Source organism: Nocardia sp. NPDC049737 (assembly GCF_040674755.1).
GTDB lineage: Bacteria > Actinomycetota > Actinomycetes > Mycobacteriales > Mycobacteriaceae > Nocardia.
The window spans coordinates 34,056-45,011 of record NZ_JBFANH010000039.1; the positions used below are offsets into that span (position 1 = coordinate 34,056).

Annotated in this window: 6 protein-coding genes; 1 reads left to right on the plus strand and 5 read right to left on the minus strand. The window is 65.1% G+C overall.

Translation table 11 applies throughout. The features are described from left to right. Positions 1-263: 263 nt before the first annotated feature. Positions 264-1,796 carry an amino acid permease gene (locus tag AB0J47_RS36525; RefSeq protein ID WP_364357175.1) on the minus strand — a complete coding sequence of 511 codons (1,533 nt, stop codon included), beginning with the start codon at positions 1,794-1,796 and terminating at the stop codon, positions 264-266. Between the two features lie 198 nt (positions 1,797-1,994). On the opposite strand from AB0J47_RS36525, the gene AB0J47_RS36530 reads away from it, so the two are divergent. Next, the gene (locus AB0J47_RS36530; protein ID WP_364357178.1) at positions 1,995-3,059 is read left to right on the plus strand and encodes an SPFH domain-containing protein; all 1,065 of its coding nucleotides are present in this window, start codon (positions 1,995-1,997) and stop codon (positions 3,057-3,059) included. 632 nt (positions 3,060-3,691) lie between these two features. Here the strand turns inward: AB0J47_RS36530 and AB0J47_RS36535 are convergent. The 4 genes from AB0J47_RS36535 to AB0J47_RS36550 all read right to left on the minus strand — a co-directional run bounded on the left by AB0J47_RS36535 (position 3,692) and on the right by AB0J47_RS36550 (position 10,947). Beyond that, the gene (locus AB0J47_RS36535; RefSeq protein ID WP_364357186.1) at positions 3,692-8,599 is read right to left on the minus strand and encodes an NAD-glutamate dehydrogenase; all 4,908 of its coding nucleotides are present in this window, start codon (positions 8,597-8,599) and stop codon (positions 3,692-3,694) included. A 157-nt stretch (positions 8,600-8,756) separates the two neighbouring features. Next, positions 8,757-9,503: a hypothetical protein gene (locus tag AB0J47_RS36540; protein WP_364357189.1), complete on the minus strand. Its 747-nt coding sequence runs from the start codon at positions 9,501-9,503 to the stop codon at positions 8,757-8,759. Next, entirely contained in the window at positions 9,500-10,534 is a 1,035-nt protein-coding gene (locus AB0J47_RS36545; protein ID WP_364357192.1) for a discoidin domain-containing protein, read from the minus strand. The genes AB0J47_RS36540 and AB0J47_RS36545 overlap by 4 nt, the downstream gene beginning before the upstream one ends. Positions 10,535-10,605: 71 nt before the next feature. After that, entirely contained in the window at positions 10,606-10,947 is a 342-nt protein-coding gene (locus AB0J47_RS36550; RefSeq protein WP_364357195.1) for a helix-turn-helix transcriptional regulator, read from the minus strand. Positions 10,948-10,956 lie beyond the last annotated feature (9 nt).

A 10,956-nucleotide genomic window follows, 5' to 3' on the forward strand; every position in this document is an offset into this window, starting at 1 on the left:
GGACGTATCGACTTTCGACATGCCTCTGGTCGCCCAGGGAAGCGGAGTTCGCCGTGGCACCTCGGTGCCGCGCATCCGCCGATTCGCCCATGGGTGCGGCAGCGGATTATCGGAGGGCCTGGCTTGCTCCGGCATGGGAACCTTTCGAGCCTGTTGAATCGCGGTCCCATTCTCTTCCGCCGTTCGCCGCTGCGCGCCTGCCTTGTTCCCCGCTATGGGAATAGCTCCGCCCCGGACATGTTGTCCGGGGCGGAGCTTCGGGTTTATTCCTCGTCGGGCTTGTCGAGAACGACGACCGGGTCGTCATGCTTGCGCGGCGGCCGCTCGGCCAGCACCGGGAACTGACCGGTGATGCCCTCGCGTTCCTGAGCCACCTGCAGCACCCGCTTGCGGGCCAGGAACCAGCCGCCGACGAATGCCGGAACCACGACCACCGCCATGGCGATCACCGCACCGCGCTGCTCGATTTCGTGACTGCATGCCATCAGCACGATCACCGCGACCAGGAACACCAGCGTGGCGTAGCTGGTATAGGGCGCGCCGATCAGCTGGAACGAAGGACGCTTGGCCAGCCCCTTCTTCGACCAACGGAACAGCTGCAGCTGGCAGACCACGATCGCGCCCCACGCCGCGATGGTGCCCAGCGCCGACATGTTCAACACGATCTCGAAGGCCTTGTCCGGCACCATCGCATTGAGTCCGACACCGACCAGCGCGATCGCGCCGGTGGCGAGAATACCGACGTAGGGCACACCGCCGTTGGACATCCGCGAGGCGATCTTGGGCGCACTACCGTTCATCGACATCGACCGCAGGATGCGGCCGGTCGAGTACAGGCCCGCGTTGAGGCTGGAGAAGGCCGCGGTCAGCACCACCAGGTTCATGATCGAGCCCGCACCGCCGACACCGAGCTTGGAGAAGAAGGTGACGAACGGGCTCTCGCCGGACTTGAAGGCGACATAGGGCAGCAGCAGGCCGAGCAGCACCAACGAGCCGACGTAGAACAGTGCGATGCGGGCGATGACCGAATTGATGGCCCGCGGCATGATCTTTTCCGGGTTCTCCGCCTCACCGGCGGCCGTGCCGATCAATTCCACTGCGGCGTAGGCGAATACGACACCGGTGGTGACGGTGACCAGCGGCAGCAGCCCGGTCGGGAACAGGCCGCCGTTGTCGTGGATCACGGTGAAACCGGTGGTCTCACCGTCGACCTTGAATCGACCCGCCAGGAATATGGTACCGATGATCAGGAATGCGACCAGCGCGATGACCTTGATCAGTGCGGCCCAGAACTCCAGCTCACCGAACCATTTCACCGAGATCAGGTTGATGCTGACCACGATGGCCAATGCCACCAGCGCGATCAACCACTGCGGTATCGCCTCGGTGGCTCCCCAGAAATGGACATAGGTGGCGATCGCGGTGATGTCTACGATGCCGGTCATGCACCAGTGGAAGAAGTACATCCACCCGACCGCGAAAGCCAGCTTCTCGCCGTAGAACTCACGCGCGTAGGAGACGAACGATCCGGAGGAAGGACGATGCAGCACCAGCTCGCCCAGCGCCCGCAGGATGAAGAAAACGAAGATGCCGCAGACCGCGTACACGATGAACAGTCCGGGACCGGCCGTGTGCAGCCGACCACCCGCACCAAGGAACAGTCCGGTCCCGATCGCGCCACCGATCGCGATCATCTGCAGCTGGCGCGGGCGCAACGCCTTGTGATAGCCCGCATCCTCAGCATGCAGAGCGTCCGCGGGCGCCGGCACTTCCGCGGAGTGTTGAACGGTTGTCATGGTGAGGCCTTTCACGTGACGGCGATCATATCGCTGCTTAATGTATCGCTATTCAACGGCACGTTCAATAGAGAGTCAAGAGTTGTAACTTCACGGAAACGAAGTGGAGGCCTGTCACCCGCCGTGACCTCGGCGTTAGTTGATCGTGCCGCTGAATATCGGTACGCTGGATACGTTTACGGCTGATGGAGCGCGCGCATGGCATGGTTCGAACGGGAGTTCATCGCGGTCCCTGAGGGCCGCAAGAATCAACTTGTCTACAAGTGGCCGGATGTCAACATCCGGCGCTACAGCCGTGCCATCGTCAATGCCGACGAGATCGCCCTGTTCGTCAAGTCCGGGCAGGTCCTGGCCACGATGGGCCCGGGTCGGCATCGGATCGATGCCGATGAGCTGCCGGTACTCGGCGCGCTCGTGGATACGCTGACCGGCAACAACTTCTACCGCGCCGAACTGTATTTCGTCTCCACCCGCGAGTTTCCGGGCATCAAGTTCGGCGGTCGCCTCGCCGATATCGCCGATCCGGTCAGCGAACAGGTCGTGACACTGCGGGTCTTCGGGGAATTCGCGCTGTCGGTGCGGGATCCGGCCGAACTGGTCACCTCACTGGCGGGCACCACCGACCTGAGCACCCCGGCGACGGTGGAGTCCTGGAGCTCGGACCTGCTCCTGAAGTCCATGAAAGTCGCTGTCACACAGGGCATTTCCCGAGGTGACTGGCCCGTGCTCGGCCTGTCCGGACAGTTGGAGCCGATCGAGGCCGCCGTGGTGCGCCAGACCAACCTGACACTCTACGAATACGGCCTGCGCATCCCACGGCTCGGCAACTTCGATATCACCTTGGCGCCGGAAGACGCCGACCGCATCAAGCGACTTGCCAAGGATGTCACCTACATTCGCCTTGCTGGTGACTTCCAGCGTTACGCGGCAGGCGAATTGGCACTCGGCGCGGGTCAGGGGTTCGCCCACGGCCACGGCGGTGGCGACGGATTCCTCGGCGCCGCACTGGGTTTGAACGCCATCCAGCAGCAATCGCCGAGCAATCCATGGCAGCGACAGGCGGTTCCAGCTGTCGCACAACCGATTCCTGCCGGCACGCAGCCGGTATGTGCCAGCTGCGGAACCGACAATCCCCCAAATGCGCGATTCTGTATGAACTGTGGTGACCCAATGGCGGCCCGCCCGCGCCACTGCACCGAATGCGGCGCGGACCTGGCTGCCGCAGCGAAGTTCTGCGGCAACTGCGGCACCGCCACAAGCTGACCGCTCTCATACCAGCCGCCCCGCCGTCAGTCCCTGACGCGCGCACACCTTCCGAAGCTCACGCATACCTTCGACGCGCTCGCACATCGACTCACCGCACGACGCACCGGTAGCAAGACCAGAAGCTATGCGTGAGTTCAGATTTGTGACCGGCAACAGGTTCCTGCCACGTCCTCCCGCGCCACTGCCGCCGCTATCGCTGGGTCCGGTCACTCGCAGCAAGTGGTCTTGACCCGTCCTGAGCCTCGGCACGGCCAGTCGGCCGTGAACAACGCTTCGCAATACCCTGCCCCGCCCCAATGAACAACACACCACCGAGCATGAACCATGGATTCCACAGCACCAGACTCCACAAAGTTTGGTGCGGCCCGACCTCGCGACGGACGCCGCCTGCATCCACAGCCAGCGCGACCTCGACCAGGACACCTGTGTTTTTACCGCAGCGATCGCTACCGTGTTCCGGTGGTGCAGCTCCGAAGGAAAATCCCCGTCATCCCGGCGAACACCGGGACCCACTGCGGAGGTATGGGTCCCGATGTTCGCGGGGATGACGGGGGACTTTCGCCGAACTCTTTGCGCACCCCCGCGGTCTCGGCGGACCGTCGGCCGAGACCGCGGGGGCATGCGGCCAGTTAGCTCGAAACAGGTACCGCCGCAGCGGATTCCCCGCTGCTGACCATGCTGCGCACCTGCCGCGCGGCCACCGAGAGGGTAGCCAGGTCGTGGGTCCCGGCGGCGAAGATCTCGCCGAGTGACGCACCGGCGCGGGCCAAGCGGGGGCGGTTGACCGACTCCCATTCGGCGATCTTGTCGGCGGTGCTCTCGTTCGGTTCGGACGCGGTGAGCACGTCCAGGGTGAGCGAGCGCAGCGAATCGTAGAGATCGTCGCGGACCGCGAGCCGGGCCAGGGTGCGCCACCGGTCGTCGCGAGCCAGGTTGCTCACGGCGGTCAGCAGACGCTCGATCTGGAAGTGATCGTCGAGTGCGTAGTAGAGCTCGGCGACCTCCAGCGCATCGCGCTCGGCGATGTCGGCCACGTCGAGGATGTCCAACAGCGGGAACAGGTGGATGAGCCGGTACACCTCCTCGGCCAATTCCGCCGGCGCACCCCGCTCGACGACCGCGCGCGCATTCGTCGCCAGATCCTCGGCGTGCGCCGCGGGCAGCCGGGCGGGCAGCATGTGGGCTGCGAGCTTGCGGACTCCGTCGCGGTAGCGGGCGATATCGGCGCCGATGGCAATCGGTTGCGGGCGGCTGGTCAGCAACCAGCGGGAGACCCGGTCGAGGGTGCGCCTGGTCTCGCGCTCGAGTTCGTCGCGCGCCGCCGTCGGCATCGGCGTGGTCCGAATACGTTGCCAGAGCGTGTGCAGATCGAAGATCTCCACGGCGACGGTGAAGGCGCGCACAGCGTCGTCAGTGCTCGCACCCGCCTCCTCCGCCAGTCGGAACGCATAGGTGATACCGCCGTGGTCCACCATGTCGTTGACCACCATGGTGGCCACGATCTGACGGCGCAGCGGATGCCTGCCGATCGCGTCGGCGAACCGTGCCCGCAGCGGCGCGGGGAAGTACGCCAGCAGCGTAGCGGCGAAAGCCGCGCTATCCGGCAGATCCCCGGCCAGCAGGTCATCCTTGAGCGAAAGCTTCACGTGCGCAAGCAGATTCGCCAGTTCGGGCGAGGTGAGTCCGCTTCCGGCGGCGGCCCGCCTTTTCAGCTCGCTATCCGAGGGCAGTGCCTCGAGCCGGCGATCGACACCGCGCCGGAACTCGAGGTCGGCGATCAAACGGCGATGCACGCCCGACATCGGCACCGATTGAGCGCGCGAGAGCCCCATCCGGAAGTTCTGCGAAATATTGTCGCGCAGAACGAGTTCGGAGACTTCGTCGGTCATCGCGGCGAGCAGTTCGGTGCGGTCGGCGGCGTCGAGTTCGCCGGACGAGATGACCGCGTCCAGCAGCACCTTGATATTGACTTCGTGGTCCGAGCAGTCGACACCAGCCGAATTGTCCATGGCGTCGGTGTTCATCCGGCCGCCGTTGGCGCAGTATTCGACACGGCCGAGCGCGGTCGCGCCCAGGTTGCCGCCCTCACCGATCACCTTGGCGCGCAACTGGTTCGCGTCGACACGCACGGAATCATTGGATTTGTCACCGGCATCGGCATTTGTCTCGGTGGATGCCTTGATGTAGGTGCCGATACCGCCGTTCCAGAACAGGTCGACCGGTGCGAGCAGGATCGCCCGGATCATCTCCGGCGGCGACAGGGTGGTCACACTCGGATCCAGGTCCAGTGCCTCGCGCACCTGGGGGCTGACCGGAACCGCCTTGGCGGACCGATCGTAGACGCCGCCGCCCGCGCTGATCAGCGACTTGTCATAGTCGGCCCAGGACGAGCGCGGCAGTGCGAACATCCGCTGCCGCTCCCGGAACGACGTCGCCGCATCGGGATTCGGGTCCAGGAAGATGTGCCGATGGTCGAACGCGGCCACCAGGCGGATGTGCTCGGACAGCAGCATGCCGTTACCGAACACGTCGCCGCTCATATCGCCGACACCGGCCACGGTGAAGTCTGTTGTCTGCGTGTCGATATCCATCTCGGCGAAATGCCGTTTGACACTTTCCCACGCCCCCTTGGCGGTAATGCCCATCGCCTTGTGGTCGTAGCCCACCGAGCCACCCGAGGCGAAGGCGTCGCCCAGCCAGAAACCATATTGGCGCGCAACATCATTGGCGATATCGGAGAAGGTGGCGGTGCCCTTGTCGGCGGCGACGACGAGGTAGGTGTCGTCACCGTCACGGCGCACCACCCGTTCCGGCGGCAGCACCTCGCCGGAGGCGTGGTCGACGTTATCGGTCAAGTCCAGCAGACCGGAGATGAAGGTGCGGTAGCAGGCGATGCCCTCGGTCAGCTGCGCTTGCCGATCCGCCGCTGGATCACCGGTCGCCGTCGGCGGCTGCTTGACCACGAACCCGCCCTTGGCGCCGACCGGCACGATCACCGCGTTCTTTACCGCCTGCGCCTTCACCAGACCCAGGACCTCGGTGCGGAAATCCTCCAAACGGTCCGACCAGCGCAACCCGCCACGCGCCACCGGACCGAAGCGCAGATGCACACCCTCGACTCGCGGCGAATACACGAAGATCTCGAATTGCGGTCGGGGCCGCGGCAATTCGGCAATGGCGTGCGGATCGAACTTGAACGACAGGGATTCCGGTGCGTTTCCGTCGGCGTCGCGCCGGAAGTAGTTGGTGCGCAGGGTCGCGGTGATCAGTCCGAGCACGGCGCGCAGGATGCGGTCGGTGTCGAGGCTGACGACCGCGTCGATCTCCGACTGCAGCCGCTCGGCGATACCGGCGGCCCGAGCCGAGGCAACGGCGCCGAGGCCATCGGGGTCGAAGTAGGCATCGAACAGTTCGGTGAACAGCCGCGCCATCGCCGGTTGCGCCAACAGGACCCGGGAGATGTTGCCGAGCGTGTAGGCGAATCCGGCCTGCTGCAGATACTTCGCGTAGGCGCGCAGTATCGAGATCTGCCGCCAGTGCAGACCGGCACGCAGCACCAGTTCGTTCAGGCCGTCGACCTCCGCGCGACCGAACCACATGGCCGCGACGGCCTCCGGAAAGCGTCTGCGCACACTGCCTTCGGCGACGGGCTCGTCGGCGGGCTGGGTCAGATCGGATTCCAGATCGGCATCGATCGCGGTGCGCAGCAGCGTGGCGGGCACGCGCAGCCCGAAGTCGTAGATCCACTTCTGCTGCCCGTCCTCGAACGCGACGCGATAGGGCCGCTCGTCGACCACTTCCACGCCGAGGCTGTGCAACACCGGCAGCACCCGACTCAGCGATACCCCCTCCCCCGCGACATAGAGCGTGAATCGCCATTCCCCCGAGGGTGATTCGACGTTTCGGTACAGATTCGTATCGACGGCCCCGTCGGCGAGGTTCTCCAGACGCTGCAGATCGGCCAGCGCACGGGCCGGCTCGAACTCCTGCTGATAACTTGCGGGGAATGCGGCCGCATAGGCCGTGGCGGCCTTCGATGTCACCGCGCTCACCCCGGTGGCCTCCGCGACCACGCGGTCGGCCCAGGTCCGGGTGCTGGCGAACAGCAACTCCTGGATGCGCTCGCGATTGGATTCGGAGACATCGGCCGGATCCGCCTCGGGACGGCGGTGCACGGTGAAATAGACTACGGCCAGCTCGGATTCGCTCGCACGCGCCGAGTAATCCACCTGCTCGCCGTCGAACTGCACCCGCAGGATGGCCTCCATGCGCAGCCGGACCTCGGTCGAATAGCGATCGCGTGGCAGATAGACCAGGCAGTACACGGCGCCGCTGCGGCCGTCGCGCCGGATGAACAGTCGTACCTGGCGACGCAGTCCCAAATTCGTGACGGCGGAGACGGTTTCGAACATCCGTCGGGCATCGGTGGAGAACAGCTCGGCCCGAGGGAAGGACTGCAGGATCTCGAGCATCGCTTGCCCGGAGAACGAATTCAGTTCGAAGCCGGCCCATTCGATGACCTGGTGCACGCGGCGGGAGATCACCGGAATGTCGAGGATGTTCTCGTGCAGGCCGGTCACCGTGAAGGAACCGACGAATACGTGCTCACCCTGGACCGGACCCAGCCCCTTGGCTCCCACGCCGCCACTGCCGTAGTCGGCCACGCTGACGAAGTAGAGCTCACCAGAACCCGGCATCAGCGAATCGACCGAACCGTTGGCCAGGCGCAGCACCGGCCGCGCGCCGCCGAGTACCGGGACGTCGATATCGATATTCGATCCGTTCCACAGCACGCCGAGGCCGGTGCCCGGGGCCTGCTGCGGCTCGACCGCCGTGGCCGACGAGTTGTACCGGTAGTAGCCGTAGCCGAGCACGGTGAAATGACCATCGGACAACCAGCGCAACAACTTCGCGCATTCGGGAATCTCGGGGTCATCGGACCGGTTCGCGATGTGGTCGAGCCGACTGGCCAACGCGACCATCGCATTCGCCATACTCGGCGTATCGTCGACGACCTTGCGCAGCACTCGCAGCAGTGTCGGCAGTTCGCGATTGATCCGGTCCAACTCCGCGGCACCGACCGAAGGGCTCAGCTGGACGTGGATCCAGGACTCGGGCAGGGTCTGACTGTCGGGCACTTGGCCGCCCTCGCGCTCGCGTGGGGCGATCGCGCGCAGGCGGCCGCGGCGGTCGCGGACGATATCGAAGACCGGGTGGACTACCTCGGTCACCGTGGCGCCGAGCCGACGCAGCGCGGTGGTCACCGTATCGACCAGCAGTGGCATATCGTCGTTGACGATCTGGATCGCCGGGCCGAGCCCACTGGCGTCCTCGGGCCGGTACACCCGGGTGATCGCCGCCCCCGGCAGGCGGGTAGCCGCCAGCTCCAGGTGGTGGCGGAAAATCTGTTCGGCCCGATCGGTGATCGTCGGCGCGGTGGCGCCCGGCTGGATCCACCGGAAGTAGGCCGCCTCGAGATCGGTCGGATCATCACGGAACCGCTTGAAAGAAATCGTCTGTTGGGTGGGTGCCGCCATCGACCCGTGCCTTCCCGAGATTTTGAGACCGCTGTGTACGGTTCCCATACGTTACCTGTTTAATGTGCCGTTGTATAGCGGTACGTTAGATGTGTAACAAACGTGCCCCGACGAATCGGTACTGGTCAAGGGCATAGATCAACTCGGGCCCGGCGGCTCACCTTGCGAGGCCCGATCGCGATAAGAAGGTCTGCGCGCCAGCGCGGCCGGTGAACGAGCCTGTTTCGATGCGCACCCCGGCCGCGATATTGGCGTACCACACCGTTGCCGACGGTCCGATCGCCACGAAGACCGGTCCATCGGCGATCACCGTGCCACCCGCGGCCCGCCAGCGGGAGATGTTGGCGGGCAAGCGATCCGGCGAATCCCGCGTCACCGACAGGGACAGTTCCCGACCGCCGGTGATACCGCCCGCGAGTAGCGGATTATCGGACCGTATGACGCATTGCTCTGCCGAAGTATCGATTTGCTGACAGGACGCGGCCGCACGTACCGCTTCCGGCAGAGCCGCAGAGGCACCGACGGAGGCACCGAGATCGGGCAGCGACGGAACCAGCGGCCCCGAACACGAGTGCACGATCGCGAAGACGAAGCCGAGTACCGTCGCCACAATTCCGCCGATAGCGGCGCGCCATTGCCAGTGCTGCGGATACCGCTGGGCGAACTTTTCCACACCGGTCGCGACGGATTCGGCACCCGCGACCACGTTTTCCGCACCCGCGACCACGTTCTCCGCACCCGCGACCGCCTTTTCGGTGTCGCCGACGACGGTCTCCCCCGCCCTCGCAGCCGCCCCGGTTGCGGCCGCGAGGCGATGCAACGGCGCGCCGCAATGTGCGCACCGGGATTCCGTGCCCGCGTTCGGGTGCGAGCAGTACTGGCAGACCCGTTCGACGAAGGTCAATGTCCCGTTATCACGATCGACGAGATGGCAACGGTATTGATCGTCTGTTCGCCCTTCGATTGCAGGACCGTGAGAGTTATTTTCGAGGCACTCACCGGCGGCTCCATCTTCGTGACCACCAAGGTTCGCTGATCCAACGTCTGCTGGGTATAGGTGGTCTTGTTCGAATCGTCGAACTGGTACGAAACCCGGCTGACCGTACGGTATTTCGCCCACTGGTCCGAACCGTCGGTACCGACGCTGTCCCAGCCGGGGACGATGCCGATCGAATCGACTTGATAACTCTTGCCGAGATCGATGGTCAGCACCTGACCGTCGACCTTGAAGGCACGCACGCACGACCAAGCCTTGCCCTGCTGTCCGCTGAAGGCGTCCATACCCGGCGTACTACCCGACGGGCAGTGCGACTGAGCGGCTTTCACCTGCAGCGGTCCCCCACTGGTCGGGACCGCGGACTGCTCGGGCTTCGACGACGGCGCCGCGGTCGGGGTGACGACCGCGAGCTGCTGCGGTCGTTTCGTCTCGTCTTTGCCGCCGGTCGTCATCAGCGCGAGCACCAGCAGTACTGCCATGACGGCGCAGACGGCCAGGGCTACCTTCGGATTCTTCAGGTGCGTGACGACCTTGGTGACCCGCTCGGAGAACTCCGGCTGCTTTGCCGACGATCCCCGGGTCTCGGCGCCAGCTGAAGCGGACTCCGCCGGTGCCGTCCGGCTGGCGGCCTCGGAGAAATCCGACGAAAAGTCCAGTGCCGGTGCGGAATCCGATGTCTGGCCGTTCAGCAGCGCGATGATCCGTTCGCTGGCCTTGGGGCCGTCGGCGGATCGGCGGCCGGCCGCCTCGGGTGGCAAGCCGCCGATCGCATGCGCCAGATCATCCAGGGCCTCGGTCGGTTCACCGGTCAACGGCCCACTGAGTTCCGGCGTATCGATCCCCGCACCGGTTTCGCTGAACGACGGATCGGACAGCAGTGCGTCCAATACCGCGGTTCGATGGCGGAGAATCACATCCCCAGAGTCCTCGGCGGGCATAATCCGGATCGTATCCAGGCCGGACGGCGCACTCGGGGAAGACTATTCCCGCTGGGGGGAACAGCCGCTCGTCAGCGCTGCTTTTCCTCGGTGACGAAATACTCTGGGGGAACGTCGAATACCCGGGCCAGCGCGATGATCAGATCGAGCCGCGGAATCGCGTCACCGTGGATCAGTCGATACAGGCCGGATTGGGAAACCGGGACATCCGGATACGCCAATTCCAAATGCTGCGCCAACGAGTACAGCGTCAAACCGCGCGTCGACCCGTCTTCGGTCGAAACCACCGATTCCGCGATCAATTCCGATAGTCGACTGGAGAAGATCGAAGCCGCGGCTTGCCTCGGGGTGAGCGCGTCCTCGCCATCCTGGGTGGGAATCTGGCCGCTATCCGACTGGGGGTCCGCTACCACACCGACAAA